This window comes from Spongiibacter sp. UBA1325, from assembly GCF_002306875.1.
Classification (GTDB): domain Bacteria; phylum Pseudomonadota; class Gammaproteobacteria; order Pseudomonadales; family Spongiibacteraceae; genus Spongiibacter; species Spongiibacter marinus.
The window spans coordinates 121,485-143,337 of the sequence record NZ_DBTD01000005.1; the positions used below are offsets into that span (position 1 = coordinate 121,485).

Here is a 21,853-nt window from a genome sequence, read left to right on the forward strand (position 1 = left end):
GGCACCGCAAGCGGCGCGCTCACTCAGGGTCTAACCCTGGAAAATAACGGCAGCGACAGCCTGCCTGTTGCAGGCGTGAGTTTTGAATTCAACACCCAACTCGCCAATGGCGACAACTACGATGTCACCGTCTCGGCCCACCCCGACCAGCAACTTTGCTCGGTGACCGATGGCAGCGGTGTGGTTGCTGGCGCCGACGTCGACAATATCGAGGTTCTCTGCCGGTATTGGCGCGCGGAAACCCTGATAGAAAACCTGAATATCGGCCATTCCCGCTTTCCGCAAGTCGCCACTGACGGCAACGGCAACACCCTGGCCGTATGGCGCACAAGCGATGGCAGTTATGAAAGCCTCTATGCGAACTACTATGACGCCAGTACCGGCAACTGGGGCACCGAAACCCTGATAGAGAGTGGCAACGCCGGACATGCGGTTTCTCCCGCCATTGCTTTCGACAATAGCGGCAACGCCACCGTCGTATGGGCCCAGCATGACGGCACAAACTACAACATCTACGCTAACCGCTACTCTCCGAGTACAGGCTGGGGAACCGAAGCGCTTATCGAAAGCGGCAATGCTGGCGATGCCGCGAGCCCCCAAATTGCGTTCGATAACAACGGTAATGCCATTGCCATATGGACGCAGAATGACGGCACACACGACAGCGTTTACGCCAACCGCTACACGCCTGCCAATGGCTGGGGGGCAGAAGAGCTGATCGAGACGGGTAACAGTGGCGATGCGACCCAGCCAAAAATCGCCTTCGACAACGCGGGCAATGCCATAGCCACCTGGAGCCAAGACACTGGCGGCTACAACGACGTGCTCACCAACCGCTACACCCCCGCCAGTGGCTGGGGTAGCGAAACCCTGGTGGCAAACGGCAACCAAGGGGGCGCATTTGACCCACAAATTGCCTTGGATGCCAACGGCAATGGCACGCTAGTTTGGCGCGAACACGACGGCGCCAAAGACAGCCTTTACGCCAGCCGGTATACCGCCAGCACTGACAGCTGGGGAGCGGAAGTACTGCTTGAAAACGGAAATAACGGACACGCGAGAACACCGCGAGTTGCGGTCGACAACGATGGAAACGCCATCGCCGTATGGGCCCAGGAAGAAATCTCAATTCGCACCAGCATTTATGCCAACCGCTATACCGCCGCCACAGATAGCTGGGGCTCAGAAACGCTGTTAGAAAGCGGCGAAGACGGGCATGCAAGACAACCACAAATCGTGATAAACGAGGATGGCAATGCCCTTGTTGTTTGGATGCAGAGCGACAGCGTTTCTTCCAACCTGCTGTATACCAACATCTACATCGCACAAACCGGCACCTGGGGTACTGAAACCTTGGTTGAAAACACCACCACTGCGGCAGAACACCCCCAACTGGTCATGGACGATCACGGCAATGCCACGGTTGTTACCCAGCGGTTCGACGGTAGCAACTTGAATATTCATGCCAACCGATTTGAGTAAATCAGCGAACACCCGCGGCCTCAGCACATTGAGGCCGCTCTTATAATAAAAAATCCAAGCGCTCCTTCTGTGCCCGACCAAGGGCCAGTAACGCCAAGGGGGTTGCGCTGGCAACAATACAGGTTTAGCCGCCATGCGGGCACAACGAACACTGATCGCCGCCTTGGTACTCATTGCCGCCGCCGTGTTTAGTTACAGCCAGGGGAAATCCCTGAGTCACGCGCGCGCGAGCCTGGCGGCAGTCACGCCCAGTGTGATTGATGTGGGTTTCAGCCAGTCCATGCTTCTCCATCATCAGCAAGCCATCGCCATGTCGCAAATCATGCTCGATGGCAAACCAACGGGGCTACACGCCTTCGCGCGCAATATCGCCAGCACGCAATTAGTCGAGCTGGGCGAGATGCGCGGCTGGCTGAAATTATGGGGAGAGGAAGAACATCACCAGGCTGACATGGTTTGGATGCTCCTCGGCAGCGCGCCACTTGACGCGTCGATGCAGAAATACGTCATGGATTGCCGCAATGCAGACCGCGGCATGATCGGCCTGGCAACCGCCAATGAGCTCAATGAACTCAGACAATCCGAAGGTTTAAAACGCGACCGACAGTTCATTGAATTAATGCTCAAACACCACAGGGGCGGCGTGCCGATGGCCCAGTTTGCGGCCAGTGAAGCGCAGTTAAACGCGGTGAGAACAATGGCATCCCTGATCGTGATGGAGCAATCACGGGAAATTCAGCACATGCAAAATTTACTCGCAGCACTTCAGACATACCCCGCGTCCCCAAAAGAGTAGCCGCGCAAGGAAGCACCATATATCTCAGGAGCACAAAATGAAAAATATAAACGCTATCAGCGTGCTAACCCTGGTGACGCTCAGCCTTGTTGGCTGCAAATCCGATTCGGCTAACCCCGCCGGCGAGAACAGTATTGGAGAGCCATCTACCGCAGCCATCCAAAAAGCAGACTGCGGCCCCGGCTCCCGCCCGGAAACCGGCATGCAGGGGCGGGTCACCCAAGAAGACCACGACAATGGGTATGCCGAGCAAGGCTTTACCTGTAACACCGAACTGGTGGGGTCATACATCGTACCGAATGCCATCGGCACTGTAGGCGGGTTTAAGGTGGAACGCTATGTCGATACTGCCGGCCGCGAATGTGCGTACTACGACAGCACACTGATGTTCCCGACAAACTTCCTGGACCTGAATGCAGGGGTCAATGTGCTGGATATGAGTGACCCGGAACGACCGCTGCTCACCAGCAGGCTTATTTCCCCGGCAATGCTGTCACCTCACGAGTCGCTGGTCGTCTCTCAAGAGGCGGGAATACTTGCGGCTGTCATGGGCAACGCGCTTGCCTACCCTGGCATTGTCGACGTTTACGATGTGTCTGAAGACTGCCGGTCGCCAAAACTGCTGTCCTCAGCCTTAGTCGGCACGCTCGGTCACGAGAGCGGTATGACGCCGGATGGAAAAACATTCTACTCCGCGTCACCGAGCACCCCAACACTCACCGCGGTCGACCTCTCAAACCCGCGCCTGCCCCTGCCGCTTTGGTCGGGCAACTACAGCTCCCACGGCCTGTCCCTGTCCGATGACGGAAACCGGGCCTATCTCGCATCGGGCAACGATAACGGCCTGATGATTATGGATGTTTCAGAAATTCAGGCGCGACTGCCCAACCCGCAGGTCTACGAAATCGCCAGCTTGTCTTGGGATAATCAAAGCATTCCACAAAATGCGATGCCATTTAGTCGCGATGGAAAACCCTTTCTTTTCGAAATTGATGAATTTTCCTCGAACAACGCCGGCACCCCCTTTGGGGTCGCGTCCAATGGCAAAACGGTCGGTGCAGCCAGAATCATTGATATTAGCGATGAAACACGCCCCAGGGTGGTATCGAATCTGCGGCTGGAGGTTCACCAGCCAGAAAACCGCGAGACCATCGCGAACGACCCCGGCGCGTCGAATATCATTGGCGGCTATGCCGGGCACTACTGCGCCGTTCCCACGCGCGTAGACCCAGACATTGCCGCATGCAGCATGATTCTGTCCGGGCTGCGAATTTTCGATATTCGCGACCCGCTGCACCCGCGAGAAATCGCATACTTCAATGCGCCGGTGCAGCCGCGAATATTAACCGTTCCCGCACCTGCCAGTAATTGGGCGATGTCCAAACCCGCCTTCGTTCCTGAGCGCAAAGAAATTTGGTACACCGACGGCTACAGTGGCTTTTATGCCATCAGGGTCACCAATGGTGTTTGGTAAGCGCCTTCCGCGCCATGCATCACAACCAGAACCGACCGGCCACCGTAGAAGGAAGACACGTTTACAAGGACCACACCATGTTTTCGCTCTTCAAGAAAGACCCCGTCGCCAAGCTCAACAAGGCCTATCTGGCCAAACTGGAAAAAGCGATGCACGCGCAGCGCAATGGCGATATTAAAGCGTATTCGATGATCACTGCCGAAGCCGAGCAGCTGGCAGACAAGATGCAAAAACTGAAGGAAGCTAAGGAGCCCTCACGCTGATTGAGGCGCTCTGCCAGCATCCAATGTCAGGGCGGAGCCCCCACAGTTGAATCGGCTAATTACCCGGCAACTGTCGCATCGAAATCGCCTCGTGTATCGGTAGCGGATGAGAGAGGTGGTAACCTTGCGCCTTGTCCACGCCTAGCGCCCGTAGCACCTCTAAATCTTCAGACGACTCAATACCCTCGGCAATAATTGAGCAACCAACCGAGCTTGCGAATGCGCAGAGCGCCTTGGCCAAGGCCAGCTTTCTGGGCTTGCAGTGAATATCATGCGTCAGACTGATGTCGAGCTTTATAATATCGGCACCTAGCTCCAGAACATGCTGAAAACTGGCATATCCTGCACCCGCGTCGTCGATAGCGACACGAACGCCCATCTCGCGCAATACTTCTGTGGCGGCCGCAAGCTCCGTGTAGTCGCTGACAGGCGCGTGCTCGGTAACCTCCAAAACAACGCGCCGCGCATCAACTCCCAACAGCGCCTTGCGGACCGCACCGCTCGACACGTGATCAGGTGATGCATTGATGGAGATATAAATATCTTCTCTGAAACGACTTAGCGCGCTTACCGCTTTTCGAATCGCCATCATTTCGAGCTCTTCGCCCAAATCGACCTGTGATGCCTCCGCAAACCAAATATCGGGCGAACGGTACGGCAACGGCGAAAATCTAGACAGCGACTCGAAACCGACAACGCAATTTTCCTGCAAATTAATAATCGGCTGATAATAGATATCCAACTGCTCATCGGCCAATACCGACTGAACCCGTCGCATCACTTCTGTCTTGTTATTTTCAGCCGTAATATTCCGCTCAATGAGGTCACCGGCAATCTCGGAAATGGCACTTAAAAACCGCAGGTCTCGGCGATTCAAAGTCTCATCGGCGACGCTTTTGTAACAGCAGAAGGTTCCGTAAACATCACCTGTCGACAATACAATCGGCACCCCCATATAGGAGCCAATAGACAGCGCCTCGGTCACGGCCAGCTCTCGGGTCACCGTATTACAGGACGTGTCGTGAATAATATTTCCAAGCTTGTTGTCAGCAATTCGTTTGCAATAGGTATCTTCTAAGGGATCTGAGCCACCAACGGACAGTGGAGGTTCACTGCCCTTAGCGTCAACAAACCGGAAAACGCGCTGCTCATCGATAAACTCCGAGATAAAGGCCACATCCATATCGAGGTGCCTCCGGAGGATTGAGAGTAGTTGCTGCAGCCTGTCGTAAAGACCCTCATCGCCTTGTTCTGCTAGAAGAACTGACTCTAAACCCGCATCTTCTTTGTCCACCTAACGTGCCCTGCGCGCCGAATACATTAATAAGGTAAAAGAGTAGACGCCCCCGTCGAGACTCACAACTCCAGGCAGCAGATAAATTCAAACGCGAACAGACTGCCCTCAGCGGAAGTGCGGCACCGGAAAACGCGTTGATCGCCGGCCACCTCGCGGGCTAGCCGAGCCCCATATAGCGCCAATGTCATTCGCAAGAAAATGGACAAGCGAGGCTGCGCTGCACCCGCTTACACAATATGACCAAAATTCCGGATGTTCGGCCAAATACACGGCCGCCCCCTGCGCCAGGATAAGGCTATGTTTCAGGGAGGCACCGCCGATGAATACCGACAGTACTCAAACCAGACTTTCGCTCTATCACTACCCGGCATGCCCCTTTTGTGCCTACACCCGCGCGGCGATCAAAAGCTTGAAGCTGGACGTGGCGCAACGGGACATTGCGGTTAACCCAGGTTATCGCCGAGAGCTTCGTCAGGGCGGCGGCAAAACGCAGGTTCCCTGCCTGAAAATCGAGACGGGTGGCCAAGTGAAATGGCTGTATGAGTCCCAGGACATCGTCAATTTTCTCAGCCGTCACGCCACCGCTCACAGAGCAAAGAAAGGGGGAAAACGATGAGCCTCTCCACGCCGCAAACGCAGCACGCCCCGCATAACTGGCAGCACGACCGGGCCCTTGCCGAGCGCCTAAAGCGCGGCGATAGAAAGGCCTATGCCAGGGCCTACCGCGACTACCACCCCGCCATGGTCGGCATTGCCCGCCAATATGTGGAGCACAGCCTTGCCGAGGATGCCGCCCAGAGTGCATGGATTGCCGCGCTAGAGCGAATGCATCAGTTCGAGGGTCGCTCAACGCTTAAGACCTGGCTGTGTCGCATTACCATTAACATGGCCCTCACCGCACGCCGAAAGCACCGCAAAGAAATTACCGTGTCGGCAGCTCGCTGGTCGGCCTTGGTCGACGAGAGTCATTACAGTCACCCTGACGATGCGCTGAGTGACCCTGAGCTCGCCCTGGATACCGCCCGCACATTGCAGAACGTGGATGCAAAAATGCGGCGCATGAACCGCGCCCAGGCTAACGCGCTTTACCTCCGCGCCACCAGCGCCATCGATGGCAAACAAATCTCAGAGAGCCTGGCACTCTCCCACGCCAATATGCGCGTGATGCTTCACCGAGCGCGAAACCAACTTTCGCCCTGCCGCTAGCGGCGCGCTCATCACCAAGCCGGACAAATCCAACAACCCAACTTCCACTACCCTCTGGTTCATAACGCTATGAAACACTTGCTCAAGCGCCTACCCATTACTCTTGGCAGCGCGCTATTGCTCTCATCACACATCACCCTTGCTGGAGAGTACCCGCAAATCATTCAGCACATACTGGATCGTGGCCTAAGCGTAGTTGCCGACTTCGACGCCACGCCCGACATGCGCGGCTACATTCTGGAATCGCAAGGCAAGCCGATCACCGTCTATGTGAGCAAAGATCAGCAGCACGCCTTTGTCGGCACCCATATCGACCAAGACGGCAACAATCTCTCCGCTGAGAAAATCGATGCCTTGTACGACCCCGCCAAGGCACGTCAAACCTGGGCCGAGCTTGCCTCGAGCCACTGGGTCGCCGACGGCGATAACAGCGCACCGACCACCATCTACGCTTTCTACGACCCCAACTGCCCCTACTGCCAAGCCTTCCGTGAAGCCGCTACCCCCTGGATTCAGTCGGGACAGGTTCAGCTCAGGCACATTCTGGTTGGTGTACTAACGCCCAGCAGCTTGCCCAAAGCCGCGACCATATTGGGTGCTGTAAACCCGCACACCGCGTATATGCAAAACGTGGCGCAACATAAACACGGCGGCATTGCGGTGCAGGAAAGCGCTCGCATACGCGGCGAACCACAGGTGCAGGCCAACAACCAACTAATGCAAAAACTCGGCGTACCAGCCACACCGGGCATCTTCTACAAAGACGCCGAAGGGAAACTACAACGACATTTAGGCATGCCGCCAACGCACACGCTAAACCTGATGATGGAGGGGGCAGCAAAGCCTTGAGGCGGTATGGCTGGCGCGACCAGAAAGCCGGAGATAGCGCACTTCACCGGCGCGGCCTATCCATTCAACAGCGCGTCCACCCACTCCAAAAAGCGCACGGCGCCGCGCGTTTCAAAGCTGTTTTTATTCGGCACGTAGCAACACAGGCTGGAAGTCACCTCTCGCGTGTCAACGCTTTGCAGCAGCTTGGCATCCACCAAGCGCTTAGCGAGCGTTGTCGAACAGAACACCAGCCCGCGCCCGGCCATTGCCTGCTGAATCCCAAATAATTCCTGGTCAAAGGGAACACAGTTAAGTTTTGCATCCTGCAGCCCATTCTCTTCAAGCCATGCAGTGAGTGGAGGCTCCGGCAAGGCAGTATTTTTCCACTGCGTGGTAAACAGGGTAATTCCCTCGTTCCAGCTGCCAGGAGCCGCCATTCCGGGAGCGCCAAAGACATTAAATGACTCGTGTCGAATGATATCCGAGGGCTCAACTCTCGCTGCATCGCCATAGCGAACAGGCAAAATATAAGACTGGCTATCGACTGACTCGCCTGTCGATATTTCCAGAGAGATACCCGGGTTCGCCTGTTCAAATTCATGTTGAGCGGGGATCAGCGCCATCGCCGCCAACGACGAGGTCGTTGTCACCCTTACCGCTGTGCCCGCCCTCATCACCTCATCCAGGGCATTATCAATTTTACGAAACCCCTCCGAGGTTGCCTTTGCCAGGCGCGCCCCTGTTCCGGTTAACGCAATCCGCCTGCCATGGCGATGAAATAAACTGACCGACAAGCGCCCCTCCAAATTACTGATGTGGTGGGAGATCGCCGTTGGCGTTAGCGACAGTTCCTCAGCGGCCAACTTAAAACTGCCCAAACGGGCAGCAGATTCAAACGCTTTAAGTGCCTGCAACGATACTTGCAACGTCCACCTCCCCAACAGTAAGCACTGAGACTTTAGATGAGTTTAGTTCATCTGTAAGTATGTTTTTATCGTTTGTTCACCCACCCACAGCGACACAAAATATCCCTGTCACTAACTGAGCGAGAGAACGGCCATGACAGCATTACTCCATATAGATTCAAGCGTAAGAGCAGCAAGCAACCCGAACCCCGAGCATGACTCCCTGTCGAAAAATATCGCGCGGCGATTTATCGAAACATGGAAAAAGCACCGACCTCTAGATGAATATATCTACAGAGATGTTGGCATAAACCCACCGACATTTATCAACCAAGACTGGATCGGCGCGGTATTTACCCCCGAGCACAACCGCAGTCCGGCACAACAGCAAACACTGGCCCTCTCCGACGAACTAATTGCAGAGGTCGCGGCGGCCGACGTCATCGTTATTTCTTCACCAATGTACAACTACGGTATGCCCGCCCAACTTAAGGCCTGGTTCGACCAAATTGTGCGGATCAATAAAACCTTCGACTTTGACCTATCCCGCGGCGACCACCCCTTACAGCCACTGCTATCTGGAAAAACGCTAGTCATCGTGACATCCACGGGGGAATTCGGCTTTGAAAAGGGCGGTATCCGCGAGCATTCCGCCCATCTGGTTCCCCATCTGAAAACACTCAGCAAATATTTAGGCGTGGAAACCAGCTATGAAATCGCCTCTGAATACCAGGAATTTGGCGACGACCGGCACCGCCACTCACTCTACCAGGCAAAGGCCCGTGCCGAGCACCTTGCAACCGAACTATGCGGCGCGATGCCGACGCAATCGCCCACAACGGAGGCAGAAAGTGCATAACGCTCTCGAAAGCCGCCTGCCAGAGCACGCAGAAAGCACCATCGAGCTGGCGATTCAGCACGCCAATGCCGGTGGCTTGCCCTTCGCCGCACTGATTATCAATTCACAAGGGGAAGTCATCGGCGAAGGCGTCAACCAGGTCGCCCAACAGCTCGACTGCACCGCCCACGCCGAAGTGCAGGCAATACGAAACGCCTCACGCAATACGCGCCGCGTTGCGTTACACGGCGCGACACTTATTGCCTCCGGCGAGCCCTGCGCGCTCTGTTTTATGGCCATCCATATGGCCGGTATCAAAAACGTGATCTGCCTTTCGAACCGGCATGATGCCGCCGACCACGGCTTCGACTACCGATGGACCTACCGACACATAAACACCAGCCTACTGAATGCGCTTAACATTGTGATGTTGGGGGTTGATAGGAAACTGTGGCCCTTTCAGGTCGCAAGGCAGCAATCACTTACCAGCAAAAAACCAGCAGCACCAAAAGCGAGGAGAAGCGGGTAACGCCCGTAGCTACCGAGGCTTTGCAGTGGAGACGAAGGCGAAACAGAGAAACCGCCAGATTGCCTGCGATTGTTAGGCATTTCTCCACCAGATTTAAAGTGTATTCCGCAAAACCATACCAATTTCCGCCATGCTTTCGTCAAATGCATAAGATAAGCTCTTAAAAGCTGCCCCACTGTCCTCCGCACTCTCCGCGACCACAACACTGGTCATTTTGGTGCGCAGTAATTTTATGTTTTCCCGAAGCTCGTCATCAGCTATGCGTTCAGATAGGATCGATAGCTCCTTGCTCGACATAAGTAATTCGTTATCGAGTTCTTCGCTCAACATAGATACATCTGATGGAGAATGCCTCTGCCTGAAGTGCTCCCTGTCTTCCATATGCGCTCGCGCGACCAACCGCATTGTGCTGGATAAAACATCTTGCAATTTCAGCAGGTTGCTAAACTGAAACTCCTTCGCCTTTTCTTCTCGTGCGAACAACGCCTCATCTCTTTTTATATGGCGAAGATTTCGCTCCGTTATTACGGTTGTGAGAATGCTTGCTGAAGCCCCAGAAATTGTACCGACTATCGTTCCTATAAAACCCCAAGTTACTGGTTCCACCTAGCTCCCCCGATGTATTTACCTAACGCCCGCAGCACGCGCGGCTTTGTAGTGGAGGCGCAGCCGCAACGAAAAAAACCGTCGCTGCGCCTGCGATTGTTAGGCTTTTTTGGCATGCAGAACCTCCATAATAAAGACCACTAAAGTGTGCGCAACATTAACAACAAGCCGAGCTTCTGCAACCACAATGCTAGGCGGGCTAGAGCCACGACCATGAGCAGAACCTATGTGTGACCTAAAGGCCCCAACACCATCAATGATTGATGAAATACCTTTTAGCACTTTTTGCTGATCAGCGGCCAGCGTGGCATCAGCGTTCAAGCTTAGGTGCGGCTGAACCACTGACCACAACGGCATAACATTCAATTTATTTGGTGCGACCAAATCGAAACGTTCTATATAGAACTTAAGGGCTGACTCAATAATCGAACAGGCAGCAGTGACTGATGCGTGAGGGTCAGTTTGAATATGCTCTACAGCTCTCTCAAACTCCTTTTCAATAGATGAAAATTCCCCCGATTTTAAATAGTCCTCTAGCGTTTTAGAAATTGGAGTTGACCCGGCTTGGGTAATGTAACCATTAAGACGATAAGAAAGCTGGTTTTGTGCCAATGCTGCCTTAATCCGCTCTTGGCCCTCCTCGATTCTTGAAGGCGAATCGTCAAAAAACGAAACCGTAGGTGACTGATCCATGTAGTTCTGAATAATTCTGCCCAAGACATTAAGAGCATCAACTTCTGGATCTTCATTGCAACGCTTTAGCCACTCACTGCATTTTCTTTCGCAATTCCCTTCCGGTGCATCACCGGGAGCTCCACTCTCCATGAAGAGCGTTTCAAGCTTTGAATGGCTGTAGTAATGGCCTGCGATTACCGAAGCGACAGCGCCTATTACAGAATTTGGAATATTACTGCTCAATCTCGAATCTCCATGAGCCTAAAGCCAGCAGCAAGCGCGCTTTGCCTGCTATTGTTAGGTGTTGCTGGCGGCTGTTGCGCCAAATAAATAGCCAACAACCACGCTCATAATCGAATTTAGTGCTTCAGGAGTTGAATAGTTTGGGTCATCGCCGTGAATGATCCACAGATATATATACAACCCTACTAGCCCTAATGCCGCCATGGCTGGAACAATATATGTAATAACGGCCTTCTCTACTTTACCGCTTTCCTTTCTTCTATTCTCTTTATTTTCAATTTTCTCAATTTCATAAAGCTTAGCTTTCAATTCATCAAACTTATTAATGAACTTCGCAGCCTCTTCCTCCGACATGTGCTTTCGTATTTTTGATTCATGGTCGGCAAGCTTCTGGCGAATGTCGTCAATCTCCTTTATCTGCTTTTCAGCCGAGAGATTCTTTGTGCCTAGATATAAGCTTACTAGAGAAAGCAGTGTCCCTAATAGCGGAAGAATAAACTCGAAATCCATTAATTTTTATCCTTGTTGGAGTTATACCTAACGCCTAGCGCAACGGCGCCAGAATAAGCGCAGTTTTTTTTGGCGTCCGGCACCCGCAGGGTGCGTATTGCCGCCACTTTTTATGCATCTTTATGACTGTAATGCTCATCGGCTCTGGAACACTCACTAAACATTGACAAGCATGTGTCATGAAACCAATAAACTGCTTTATTAATTTCTGAACTAGAGTCCTTTTCGATTTCCAGTTCGTTGCTAGATTTAGGGTGCATTAATAGGTTTCTTACTTTCACAAATTCTCTCATGGCTACCCAACCCGCGACACTTGTATCAGGTTCGAAGTTCGCACCATGCACCCTCACGTATTGCTTAAATGTAAACAAAAGCATAGGTAAAAAGCGCTCATAATTGTCTTTGGTTTCGATCTCTCCCCTTTTATTCAAAGACACTTGAAGCTCTTTTAGTAGCATCAACTCTTCGGCAGAGAAAACAGCATTCGCGGAACCTGCCGAATGAATTGCAACCTGACGGAGCTGGTAGAGAGTCCCTTCAATAAAAGCTGAATATGCTCTTATTAAAGCTCTGTGTAATGCCCCACTTGGCTTTTCAATGTATAGATTTTGAATTTCATTGAGGTCGTCATTCAGAATCCTGAAGGTCTCTTTAAGCTCAATAACTGCCGTTTCTCTATTCATAAGGATTTATGCATAACACTTGTATATCGCGTATGCTCGGTTTACCCCAGCGTCAGCTAGCGTAAAAATCTCATAAAGGTCTGATTTAAAAAATAAACGGCCGTTAACCCCGGAATAGCTTAGCGGGCTAAACGCGCGTGCGCTTAAATTCTGTTGGTGGGGCCTCATAGATATTGCCCGTATTTCCTTATGTGGCTGATTTGCTTCGCCCGTAGCTAATGCTTGTAACTACGCACACTCCTTGCTGGGATACGTAGCATAAAACCTGAACACCCAAAACACTAGTCACGGCAGCACATCAATTAACCTATGCGGCGCTTGCAGAAGGCTGCATTCGCGGGTCCAAATAAGACATAGAAGGGAGAATAGCGGCGCCTGGGCTTGAAGGCGGGGAGGATGCTTGACGCTGGGCAGCGCCAAGCGAATGAGCGTGTATTGTTAGCCCTGCATCATTTCAATAATGGCGGAAAAGTCTCGCTGGGCGTTGCCGTCTTTGCCGGCAAAGCTGGCGTAGAGGCTGCGCGCCAATGCGCCCATGGGCACGGCGCTTTGGGTTTTCAGGCTGTTTTCCATTGCCAGCCCGAGGTCTTTGAGCATCAGCTGGGCCATAAAGCCGGGCTGGTAATCGTTGCTGGCCGGGGTGGCTGGCATAACGCCGGGTACTGGGTTGTAGTTTTGCAGTGACCAGTTATCGCCGGAGCTGTTCTTCATAATCTCTGACAATACGCTGGCATCCAGGCCGTTATTTAAGCCCAGCTGCAGCGCTTCGGCGGTGCCGACCATATGCACAGCCAGCAGCATGTTGTTGCACATTTTGGCGATTTGGCCAGCGCCGTGGTCGCCCGCGTGGAAGATTTTTTTACCCATCCCCGCCAGGATTTTTTCTGCGCGGGCAAAGCCCGCCTCGCTGCCACCGCACATAAAGGCGAGTGTGCCCGCCTGCGCGGCTTTTACGCCACCGGATACCGGCGCGTCTAACATATCCAGCCCTGCGGCCTCGGCCGCCGCGCCAACTTCGCGGGCGGTTTCGGCATCAATGGTGCTGCAGTCGAGGATGAGCGTGCCTTTTTGCGCCTTGGCAATCAGGCCTGCCTCGCCAAGGTATAAACCTGCCACGTGTTTGCCAGCGGGGAGCATACTAAGAATCACTTCGGCGCCGTCGATGGCCGCTTCAGCAGTGCTGGCACACTGCGCGCCCTGCTCGGCTAGCGCTTGCATGGCGGGCTGAGACAGGTCAAAAACCGTGAGGCTGTGACCTGCCTTGAGTAGATTGGCCGCCATTGGGCCACCCATATTGCCCAAGCCGATAAATGCAATGCTGCTCATGGTGTTCTCCTTATTGCGGCCCTTGGAAGGCTCGGCGGTATGGTTATAAATCGTGCAGTGGATGTTCTGACCAAGGGGCTTCGAAGTAAGCGCCTACTTCGGCGCTGTCTATCGCTTCGTAGCTGCTGTGGCGCCACTGCGGATTTTTATCTTTGTCGATTAACAGGGCGCGCACACCCTCGGCGAAGTCGCTGTTACGCACCACATTGGTGGACAGCACTAGCTCAGCGCGAAATACCTCGCGCAGGCTCAGGCCGTCGGCGCGGCGCAATTGCTCCAGAATTAAGCGCGCACTCAACGGCGAACCCGCAGACAAGGTTGCCGACGCTTTTTGCAGCCAGGGGTTGTCGCTGGATAGCTCAGTGATGGCCTTGATGGCGGCTATATCATCGCCCTCGCAGAGCTGATTAATTATTGGCGCCGCAGGCTCAACATTGGCCTCGGGAAGCGCCGCTTGTGAGGCTTCTATATGGCTGGCCATCAGGCTGTACAGGCGCTCGTGATTGTCGCTGACATCGTCGGACCACAGCTCCTTGGCCATCGCTGCCAACACGTCGTCGCGGCGGCTGTTTTCAATAAAGCTCTCGGCCAAGCCGAGGTACAGGGCGTCGCGGCCATTGAAAGACGCGCCGGTTAGCGCCAGGAAGCGCCCACAGTGGCCAGGCATGCGATTTAGGAAATAACTGCCGCCCACGTCGGGGTAAAGACCGATGGTAATTTCCGGCATGGCCAGGCGGGACTTTTCGGTGACAACGCGATAACTGCCCGCCGCGAAGATACCCAAGCCACCGCCCATAACAATGCCGTGCCCCCACACCACAACGGGTTTGGCGAACTGGTGTAGCGCGTAGTCGAGGCGATATTCCTGCTCAAAGAACCGCTCGGCGTATTCGCAGGGGCCACCCCGTGTTTCGGTAGCCGAGCGATACAGAGCCTGCACGTCGCCACCTGCGCAGAAGGCCTTCTCACCGGCAGCGGTAATAAACAGGCAGGCGATATCGCGGCGATCACGCCACTCAGCCAGCTGCGTTAGCATGGCCTCGACCATGCCGAGGTTAAGGGAGTTCAGCGTTTTTTCTACATTGAGCGTGACAATGCCCAGCTTCTGACCGCTGGCGGTGTCGCGCTCTTCAAATAGTACGTCCTGGCTTGTGCTCATTAGGCGTTTTTCCACTCCGGTTGCCGTTTTTCCAAGAAGGCATTCACGCCTTCTTTTTGGTCGACGGTATCAAACAGTTGCACAAAACGCTCGCGCTCCAGAATCAGCCCTTTTGGCATGACGGCATCGCGCGCTTCGTGGATTAACGCTTTGCAGAAGCTGACGGCCACTGGGCTTTGCTGGGCAACAGCGCTTGCCATATCCAGCGCCGCCTGCAGCGACTCGCCACGGGGCACTAGCTCTTCAACCAAGCCGATGCGATGCGCCGTTTCGGCATTCACTCGCTCGCCACACAGAATCATGCGTTTGGCCCAGCCCGCACCCACCAGCGCGGTAAGACGCTGAGTGCCACCCGCGCAGGGCAATAGGCCAACCTTGGCCTCGGGCAGTGCCATTTGCGCCTGCTCTTCGGCGATACGAATGTCGCAGGCCAGCGCACATTCCAAACCACCGCCCATCGCAAAGCCGTTAATGGCAGCAATGCTCACGCCGCGAAAATCGGCTAAGGCTTCAAACGCCTGACCAAACTTCAGGCCGATATCTTGCGCCACGGCTTTGTCGCCGCTGGCAAACATTTTCAGGTCGGCCCCGGCGGAGAAGAATTTTTCGCCGCTGCCGGTGATCACCAAGGCGTAGATATTTTTGTCGGCGTTGAGCGCAGCAATCAGCGTTTTCAAGCCACTCAGGGATTCAGCGTCCCAGGTGTTGGCGGCGGGGTTATTGATGGTTACCACAGCTGTGTGGCCCTGCACGTCAAGCTGTAATTTTTCAGTTGGGCTCATGCTCATTTAATCACCTCCAGTGCGCCTTCCATTAAGATTCGGCGGGCGATAATGACCCGCATAATTTCGTTGGTACCTTCCAGAATTTGATGTACGCGGCTGTCGCGCAGGTGACGCTCCAAGGGGTACTCGCGTATGTAGCCGTAACCACCGTGCAGCTGCAGCGCGGCATTGCACACGTCAAAACCCACGTCGGTGGCAAAGCGCTTGGCCATGGCGCAGTAGCTGCTGGCCTCTGGGTGGCCGGTGTCGAGTTTAAACGCCGCCAGCCTGACCATTTGCCGCGCGGCAACAAGCTGGGTGGCCATATCGGCCAGGGTAAATTGGGTGTTTTGAAAATCGGCAATGGCCTGGCCAAATTGCTCACGCTCTTTAACGTAGGCGGTTGCCGTTTCCAGTGCGGCTTGCGCGGTGCCAATAGAGCAGGTGGCGATATTAATGCGGCCGCCGTCCAGGCCTTGCATAGCAATGCGAAAGCCCTGCCCCTCGTCGCCAAGGCGGTTGGCAGCGGGCACCTGCACATTGTCGAAGGTAACCGTGGCGGTCGGCTGACTGTTCCAGCCCATTTTTTCTTCCGGCTTACCGTAGCTGATGCCTTCACTATCGGCGGGAATGGCAAAGGCGCTAATACCTTTGGGGCCAGGCTCTCCGGTGCGCAGCATGGCAACCAGCACGTCAGTGGCGCCAGCGCCAGAGATGAACATTTTGCTGCCATTCACAATGTAGTGCTCACCGTCGCGGCGAGCAGTGCTGCGCAGGTTGCCCGCATCGGAGCCGGCACCGGGCTCGGTAAGGCAGTACGAGGCCAGCGCCTCGCCAGTCACCAAAGCCGGGCACAGCGCTTCAACCAACTCAGGCTGGCCGTAGTGGCCGATCATGCTGGTGGCCATATTATGGATGGTTAAAAACGCCGCCGTGGAGGTGCAGCCGCGGGCCAGCTCTTCAACGATCAGGCTGGTATCCAAACGGCTCATGCCCAAGCCCCCGGCAGATTCCGGGGTATACATGCCCATGAACCCCAACTCACCGGCTTGACGCAGTGCGTCTTTAGGGAAGATGTGTTCGGCGTCCCACTTTGCGGCATTGGGCATAAACACGCCCTCGGCAAACTGGCGCGCGCTCAGGGCATAGGCCTGCTGGTCGTCGTTTAATTCAAAATCCATAACTGCGTTACCTTAACCACAACTCACTTATGCGCCAGGCGCCAAACCCGCGGCATGCTCGGCAGCGATCGCTGAGGCAAATAGCTGCTCGTCGGCGGGAAGCTGTTTGGTTTGAGCCAACGGCCGCGACACCCAGGTAATGTTTACCAGGTCTTGCCAGCTAATATTATTGTTGGTGCCATTGCCGCCCCAACTGCCACAACCGAGCGAAAAGGTCTGGCGCATACCATTCCAAACATTACCACTATTCGACGGCGCTTGCGGCTGATTTACCATCACCCGCGAGGTAAACGTTTGCTCGGCATAGCGCTGGATGTTGTCATCGCTGCGCGAGTAGATGCCGCAGCTATGCCCCTGCCCCTGATACGCTTGAATGGCATTGGTGGTGGCAATGGCCTCGTCCAGGTCGGCCACTCGATAGAAGGCCATTACCACCGACATCTTTTCCCCTGAGAAAGGGTGCTCGGCGCCCGCGCCAGTTTCCGGCACGATGAAAAACTGCTTGCCCTCAGGCAGATCGATACCCGCCATCGCCGCCAATACCGATGCCGGCTGGGCGACAATTTTGCTGTTGATGTGGCCATCTCCCCAGATCAACGCCTGTAAGCGCTGCTTTTCTTCGCTGTTGCAAATATAGCCGCCCTCGGCCTGAAGCTTGTTGAGCAGGCTGTCGGCAATAGTCTCAAACGCCACCACCGAGTTATCGGAGGAACACGACGCTGCCAGATCCAGGGTTTTTGAAATACGAATTTTCTCCGCCGCCATCTCCAGGTCGGCGGTGTCATCAACCACAATCACCGCATTGCCCGCGCCAACGCCCAGTGCAGGCGTGCCGCTGGCATAGGCCGACTTCACCATTGCTGCGCCACCGGTGGCCAGAATGCGATCGCACTGCCTCATTAATTCGTTAGTGCTTTCCAGTGAGGGCTGCTCAATCGCGATAACCAAGTCCTCGGGGGCGCCCAGCGCGGCGATGGCGGCACGCATGCGATCGCAGATCATTTTGTTGGTGAGTTTGGAGCGCGGGTGCGGCGCAATAATGATGGCATTGCGCCCTTTTACGGCAAAAATAGACTTAATCACCGGCGTCGCTTCGGGGTTAGTGCAGGGTGCCAAGGCGCCGATCACGCCGACGGGCTTGGCGATTTTAACAATATTGCGCTCGCGATCTTCTTCGATCACACCCACGGACTTGTCGTGCAAAATATCGAACAGGGTTGCCCGCGTTTTCTTGGCGATTTTTAAATACTTGCCCTCGTAGTTACCCAGCTGGGTTTCCTCTACGGTAAAGCGCGCCACGTCTTCGGCAACACCGGGTTTGGCAACCGCCCACACCATGGCGGTGATCAATTCATCAACCTGCTGCTGGCTGTAGTGCGCAATTTGCTGCTGAGCAGCGCGCGACCGCGCCATCAAACCTGCAATATAGTCGGCGGCGTTGGCCTCTGCCTGTTGGGTATTTTCCATGGTGTTTACCTGCTGATCTCTGTGCCCCAGCAACCGTGCGTAGGACGAAATTGTTAACAGGTCGCTATAAAACCACAGCCAAGCTGGCTTCTGGATTGACTATATTGGGCTATTGATGGACTATATTGCTACAAAAAAGAACCACTCCGGCTAGGCAATAATTATGAGCATCACCTCTGACTGGCCCCTTCCCCCCAATGGCGTGCGCTTCCTTACACCGCAGCGCGTCGCCCAACAACTGGCCGCCCACCCACTGAGCGAGGCCCTGTATCCACTGGCCATGGGCTACTACCCATACGCCCACGGCCACCGTATGGAGCGGGATCAGCACGACAGTTTTCTGTTGATCTACTGCATTGATGGCAGTGGTGTTCTGCGCAGTGGCGAGCGCCAGTTCAGCATTGCCAGCGGGGATTTAATTTTGTTGCCCAAAGGCATGGCACATCAGTACGCTGCGGACGACGACACACCGTGGACCATTTACTGGCTACACTTTGACGGCCGATTGGCCGACGACTTTTATCGCCACAGTCAGCTACACACCCCGCATATCCATATTGGCGTTCAACCCCGCGTGGTACGCATATTTGACGGCCTGTCAGAGTTGCGACGCAGCGCCTATCAACTCGCCGAGTTTATTCAGGGCTGTCATCAGTTGCAGGCCCTGTTGAGCTACATCGCCCTGCTGGTTCGCCAACAACCCTCACGTGGCGGCAAGCGCCTGGACTGGGAACATATTCGCGCGGTAATGCAGGAGCATATTCACGGCCAGCTGAACTTAGAGACACTCGCAGCCAGCGCCAATATGTCGAAGTATCACTTTATTAAAAAGTTTAAGGCCTGGAGCGGGCAGTCGCCGATTCAGTACTTTATTCATATGAAAATACAGCGCGCCTGCTACCTGCTGGACAGCACGGCAATGTCGGTAAAGGAAGTGGCAGCCACGTTGGGTTATGACGACATGTATTATTTTTCACGGCTTTTTAAAAAAGTGCTGGGCATTGCGCCCAGCGACTACCGGCGCCATCGAGGCGCTATTCCGTCACGCCCTTAGACCAGCAGCTCCCCGGCCAAAACGGTGCGGGCACTACCCGATAAAACGACCCGATCGCCATGTATGGCAATACTAACGTTGCCACCGCGCGCGGAAATTTGCCGCGCCTGGAACGTATCGCGACCGAGCTTTTGCTGCCAGTAATGCGCCAACGCGCAGTGCGCCGAACCCGTTACAGGGTCCTCTTCAATACCGACAGCCGGTGCGAAGAAGCGAGATACGAAGTCATGCTGCTCGCCGCGAGCGGTAACGATTAAGCCCCTTACATTCAGGGCGGAGATAGCTGCGCTGTCAGCCATAAAATTCTCCACCGCATGCTGATCCGTCAGCTCTAGCAACAGGTCTTCCCCTGCCGTTGCCGCCGCTGCGGCGCCACTGGTTAGGCTGGCCGGCCAGCTGTCAAAGCTACAGCTTTGCGTCACACACAGGGGAAAGTCCATCGACATACCATCGCCACGACGCTGCACGCGCAACTCACCGCTCAGGGTGTCAAAGCGCAAGGTGTCGGCGCCGATCTGACACTGCTCCCATAGGGCGTGCGCACAAGCCAGCGTTGCATGACCGCAGAGGGACACCTCCGCTTTCGGGGTAAACCAGCGCAGACTCCAGCATTCTCCTTGGTTGTCCAGTGGCTGAAGAAATGCGGTTTCAGAGAGGTTAAATTCCGCAGCGATCTTTTGCAGACTTTCGTCATCGAGTTGACGGTTTTGTAAAACGACCGCGGCCGGGTTACCGGAGAACGGCTGGTCACTGAAGGCATCGACAATAAAACTTTTCATGTGTTGTTTTCCTTGTAGCGCATTAGCCGTAAGCGCCCTTGAGTATGTCTTCACAAAGTTGTGGCAACACTACACTGGCAGGGCCCTGGCGATGCTCAGCAAATTCGCTGGCGGGGCTCGCCGGCTCGATATTAACCTCAATACTGTGCGCACCGGCACGGCGCGCCTCATGAACGAAGCCAGCGGCGGGATACACCTGCCCGGAGGTACCGATGGCAATAAATAACTGACACTGAGACAACGCCTGCTGAATATCGTCCATATACAGCGGCATCTCGCCAAACCATACCACGTGGGGGCGCAGTGTCTGCGGCAAATTACAGCATTCACAATGCTGTGATGACAGCAGATCCTGCTGGATCTCAAAACACTGGCCGCTAGTGGCGCAGCGCATCATCAGCAGCTCACCGTGCATGTGCAGCAGCTTATTCGAACCGGCCCGCTCGTGAAGGTTGTCGATATTTTGGGTAACCAGCAGCAGGTCACCGTCAAAGTGTTTCTCCAATTCAGCCAGCGCAATATGCGCGGGATTGGGCGCAATATCCGCTGACAATAATTGCTGACGGCGACGGTTGTAAAAGTCATGAACTCGCTCGGGGTTACTCGCGAACCCCCCCGGGGTCGCCACCTCTTCAATGCGGTGCTCTTCCCAGAGGCCATCGGCCGCGCGAAAGGTCTGTATGCCCGACTCGGCGGAAATACCCGCGCCCGTTAACACAACAATGCGTGACAGGGTTTGGCTACTCATCTACGACGCCCTCCAAAGGCTTCTCCATAAAGCGTGCGCTGCCGTACTCCGGCCGCAGTTGGTAGTCGACGAAGCCAAAGCGTTGATAGCTCTGCCGGGCAGCGGTATTGCCCTCTAATACCTCCAACGTCAGCTTGCAGTAACCGCGCCTCTGCGCCAGTGTTTGAATATGCTCCAACATGGCCGAACACACGCCGCGTTGGCGCCAGGCGGGTCGCACGATAATGTCGTGGATATTTAACAGCGGCTTGGCTTTGAAAGTGGAAAATCCCACAAAGGTGTTGATCAGGCCAATGGCTTGCCCGCCGTCCCAGGCGATGACACTGATCGCCCCCGGCTGCTCGGCCAGCGCATCACACAAACCCGACACCACTTCTGGAGCCAGCGCTTCTGCACCACCCATTGGGTCTTTGGCGTAGCATTCCATCAGCGACACGATCGCCTCACAATCGCTCTCACAGGCATAGTCCGCCAGGCGACACTGCCAGTCTTTCATTTGTTTCTCCCAACTTGCCAAACGCGCTTACGGCCCGCGGCGCACCACTTACCTGGCGCGTCATATTCACACTTCTAGCGGCCGCGCGCGTTACGTATACTCTGTGTCATAAACACCAATAAAGAGAACCGTTATGTCCCAGAAACTCTTACCTGTACTCGGCATCAGCGCCGCGCTAATGCTTAGCGGCTGCGGTAGCAGTTCATCCTCGTCAACGACCAATAACGGCTCGCCAAGTGGGAACGGCGGTGTTGCTGAGGCAAAAACCTTCAGCGACCAGGCCATTACCGCCGATGACGGCGAAACCATCGCCTTCACCGCCTACACACCGGAGAACCCGAGCGGCAAAGCCGTACCGCTGATTCTGCACGGTCACGGCTTTGGCCTTTCCCGCGCAAAAAATCTGGAAAACCCCAATCCACTGGAAGCTTTTACAACCAAAGATGTTTCCGGTGATGTGGCTCGCCAAGCGTGGCTGGACAAGGGCTACTATGTGATCAGCTTCGACCAGCGCGGGTTCGGTGACAGCACCGGGAAAATT

25 protein-coding genes are annotated in these 21,853 nt (G+C 54.9%); 11 read left to right on the top strand and 14 right to left on the bottom strand.

Annotated elements, in window-relative coordinates:
• The 4 genes from B3K78_RS05670 to B3K78_RS05685 form a co-directional block, all read left to right on the top strand.
• The coding region (locus B3K78_RS05670; protein ID WP_286694660.1) for a hypothetical protein at positions 1-1,482 on the top strand (1,482 nt) is incomplete at its 5' end.
• Positions 1,483-1,615: 133 nt separating this feature from the next.
• Positions 1,616-2,278, top strand: coding sequence for a DUF305 domain-containing protein (locus tag B3K78_RS05675; RefSeq protein ID WP_286694661.1), 663 nt, complete (start codon positions 1,616-1,618; stop codon positions 2,276-2,278).
• 37 nt (positions 2,279-2,315) lie between these two features.
• Complete coding sequence (locus tag B3K78_RS05680; RefSeq protein ID WP_286694662.1) at positions 2,316-3,752, top strand: LVIVD repeat-containing protein; 1,437 nt, start codon at positions 2,316-2,318, stop codon at positions 3,750-3,752.
• Between the two features lie 77 nt (positions 3,753-3,829).
• Positions 3,830-4,015: a DUF6435 family protein gene (locus B3K78_RS05685; protein ID WP_286694663.1), complete on the top strand. Its 186-nt coding sequence runs from the start codon at positions 3,830-3,832 to the stop codon at positions 4,013-4,015.
• A gap of 55 nt (positions 4,016-4,070) precedes the next feature.
• Here B3K78_RS05685 and B3K78_RS05690 read toward each other — a convergent pair whose 3' ends face one another.
• On the bottom strand, positions 4,071-5,309 hold the full coding sequence (locus tag B3K78_RS05690) for a sensor domain-containing phosphodiesterase (protein WP_286694664.1): 1,239 nt from the start codon (positions 5,307-5,309) through the stop codon (positions 4,071-4,073).
• A 322-nt stretch (positions 5,310-5,631) separates the two neighbouring features.
• Between B3K78_RS05690 and B3K78_RS05695 the strand changes: the two genes are divergently transcribed.
• From B3K78_RS05695 to dsbG, 3 genes are all read left to right on the top strand, one after another.
• Complete coding sequence (locus tag B3K78_RS05695; RefSeq protein WP_286694665.1) at positions 5,632-5,928, top strand: glutaredoxin family protein; 297 nt, start codon at positions 5,632-5,634, stop codon at positions 5,926-5,928.
• Positions 5,925-6,518: an RNA polymerase sigma factor gene (locus tag B3K78_RS05700; protein ID WP_286694666.1), complete on the top strand. Its 594-nt coding sequence runs from the start codon at positions 5,925-5,927 to the stop codon at positions 6,516-6,518. Before B3K78_RS05695 ends, B3K78_RS05700 begins: the two co-directional genes overlap by 4 nt.
• A 69-nt stretch (positions 6,519-6,587) precedes the next feature.
• Positions 6,588-7,367 (top strand): thiol:disulfide interchange protein DsbG, encoded by a 780-nt coding sequence (dsbG, locus tag B3K78_RS05705; protein ID WP_286694667.1) that lies wholly within the window; start codon positions 6,588-6,590, stop codon positions 7,365-7,367.
• Between the two features lie 56 nt (positions 7,368-7,423).
• Here dsbG and B3K78_RS05710 read toward each other — a convergent pair whose 3' ends face one another.
• Positions 7,424-8,275 (bottom strand): LysR family transcriptional regulator, encoded by an 852-nt coding sequence (locus B3K78_RS05710; RefSeq protein ID WP_286694668.1) that lies wholly within the window; start codon positions 8,273-8,275, stop codon positions 7,424-7,426.
• 133 nt (positions 8,276-8,408) lie between these two features.
• Between B3K78_RS05710 and B3K78_RS05715 the strand changes: the two genes are divergently transcribed.
• Positions 8,409-9,113, top strand: a complete 705-nt coding sequence (locus B3K78_RS05715; protein WP_286694669.1) for an FMN-dependent NADH-azoreductase — start codon at positions 8,409-8,411, stop codon at positions 9,111-9,113.
• Positions 9,106-9,621 carry a nucleoside deaminase gene (locus tag B3K78_RS05720; RefSeq protein ID WP_286694670.1) on the top strand — a complete coding sequence of 172 codons (516 nt, stop codon included), beginning with the start codon at positions 9,106-9,108 and terminating at the stop codon, positions 9,619-9,621. The genes B3K78_RS05715 and B3K78_RS05720 overlap by 8 nt, the downstream gene beginning before the upstream one ends.
• Before the next feature lie 93 nt (positions 9,622-9,714).
• Here B3K78_RS05720 and B3K78_RS05725 read toward each other — a convergent pair whose 3' ends face one another.
• The 9 genes from B3K78_RS05725 to B3K78_RS05765 all read right to left on the bottom strand — a co-directional run bounded on the left by B3K78_RS05725 (position 9,715) and on the right by B3K78_RS05765 (position 18,235).
• Positions 9,715-10,227: a hypothetical protein gene (locus B3K78_RS05725; RefSeq protein WP_286694671.1), complete on the bottom strand. Its 513-nt coding sequence runs from the start codon at positions 10,225-10,227 to the stop codon at positions 9,715-9,717.
• A gap of 99 nt (positions 10,228-10,326) precedes the next feature.
• On the bottom strand, positions 10,327-11,145 hold the full coding sequence (locus B3K78_RS05730; RefSeq protein ID WP_286694672.1) for an abortive infection family protein: 819 nt from the start codon (positions 11,143-11,145) through the stop codon (positions 10,327-10,329).
• A gap of 54 nt (positions 11,146-11,199) precedes the next feature.
• Positions 11,200-11,655, bottom strand: a complete 456-nt coding sequence (locus B3K78_RS05735; protein WP_286694673.1) for a hypothetical protein — start codon at positions 11,653-11,655, stop codon at positions 11,200-11,202.
• 110 nt (positions 11,656-11,765) lie between these two features.
• Positions 11,766-12,338 (bottom strand): hypothetical protein, encoded by a 573-nt coding sequence (locus B3K78_RS05740; RefSeq protein WP_286694674.1) that lies wholly within the window; start codon positions 12,336-12,338, stop codon positions 11,766-11,768.
• 438 nt (positions 12,339-12,776) lie between these two features.
• Entirely contained in the window at positions 12,777-13,664 is an 888-nt protein-coding gene (gene mmsB, locus B3K78_RS05745; protein ID WP_286694675.1) for a 3-hydroxyisobutyrate dehydrogenase, read from the bottom strand.
• A 43-nt stretch (positions 13,665-13,707) separates the two neighbouring features.
• Positions 13,708-14,823, bottom strand: coding sequence for an enoyl-CoA hydratase/isomerase family protein (locus tag B3K78_RS05750; protein ID WP_286694676.1), 1,116 nt, complete (start codon positions 14,821-14,823; stop codon positions 13,708-13,710).
• Complete coding sequence (locus tag B3K78_RS05755) at positions 14,823-15,611, bottom strand: enoyl-CoA hydratase (RefSeq protein ID WP_286694677.1); 789 nt, start codon at positions 15,609-15,611, stop codon at positions 14,823-14,825. The genes B3K78_RS05750 and B3K78_RS05755 overlap by 1 nt, the downstream gene beginning before the upstream one ends.
• Positions 15,608-16,768, bottom strand: a complete 1,161-nt coding sequence (locus B3K78_RS05760) for an acyl-CoA dehydrogenase family protein (RefSeq protein ID WP_286694678.1) — start codon at positions 16,766-16,768, stop codon at positions 15,608-15,610. The genes B3K78_RS05755 and B3K78_RS05760 overlap by 4 nt, the downstream gene beginning before the upstream one ends.
• Positions 16,769-16,795: 27 nt before the next feature.
• Positions 16,796-18,235, bottom strand: coding sequence for an aldehyde dehydrogenase family protein (locus B3K78_RS05765; RefSeq protein ID WP_286694679.1), 1,440 nt, complete (start codon positions 18,233-18,235; stop codon positions 16,796-16,798).
• A 163-nt stretch (positions 18,236-18,398) separates the two neighbouring features.
• On the opposite strand from B3K78_RS05765, the gene B3K78_RS05770 reads away from it, so the two are divergent.
• Positions 18,399-19,289 carry an AraC family transcriptional regulator gene (locus tag B3K78_RS05770; RefSeq protein ID WP_286694680.1) on the top strand — a complete coding sequence of 297 codons (891 nt, stop codon included), beginning with the start codon at positions 18,399-18,401 and terminating at the stop codon, positions 19,287-19,289.
• Here the strand turns inward: B3K78_RS05770 and B3K78_RS05775 are convergent.
• From B3K78_RS05775 to B3K78_RS05785, 3 genes are read right to left on the bottom strand one after another with little or no spacing between them, the layout of a single operon-like run.
• Positions 19,286-20,068: a PhzF family protein gene (locus B3K78_RS05775; RefSeq protein ID WP_286694681.1), complete on the bottom strand. Its 783-nt coding sequence runs from the start codon at positions 20,066-20,068 to the stop codon at positions 19,286-19,288. The two genes, B3K78_RS05770 and B3K78_RS05775, sit on opposite strands and share 4 nt — an antisense overlap.
• Before the next feature lie 22 nt (positions 20,069-20,090).
• Positions 20,091-20,816 carry a Sir2 family NAD+-dependent deacetylase gene (gene cobB / locus B3K78_RS05780; RefSeq protein WP_286694682.1) on the bottom strand — a complete coding sequence of 242 codons (726 nt, stop codon included), beginning with the start codon at positions 20,814-20,816 and terminating at the stop codon, positions 20,091-20,093.
• Positions 20,809-21,312, bottom strand: a complete 504-nt coding sequence (locus tag B3K78_RS05785) for a GNAT family N-acetyltransferase (protein ID WP_286694683.1) — start codon at positions 21,310-21,312, stop codon at positions 20,809-20,811. The genes cobB and B3K78_RS05785 overlap by 8 nt, the downstream gene beginning before the upstream one ends.
• A gap of 133 nt (positions 21,313-21,445) precedes the next feature.
• Here B3K78_RS05785 and B3K78_RS05790 point away from each other — a divergent pair.
• Positions 21,446-21,853, top strand: a 408-nt coding sequence (locus B3K78_RS05790) for a CocE/NonD family hydrolase (RefSeq protein WP_286694684.1), incomplete at its 3' end; no start/stop codon positions are given.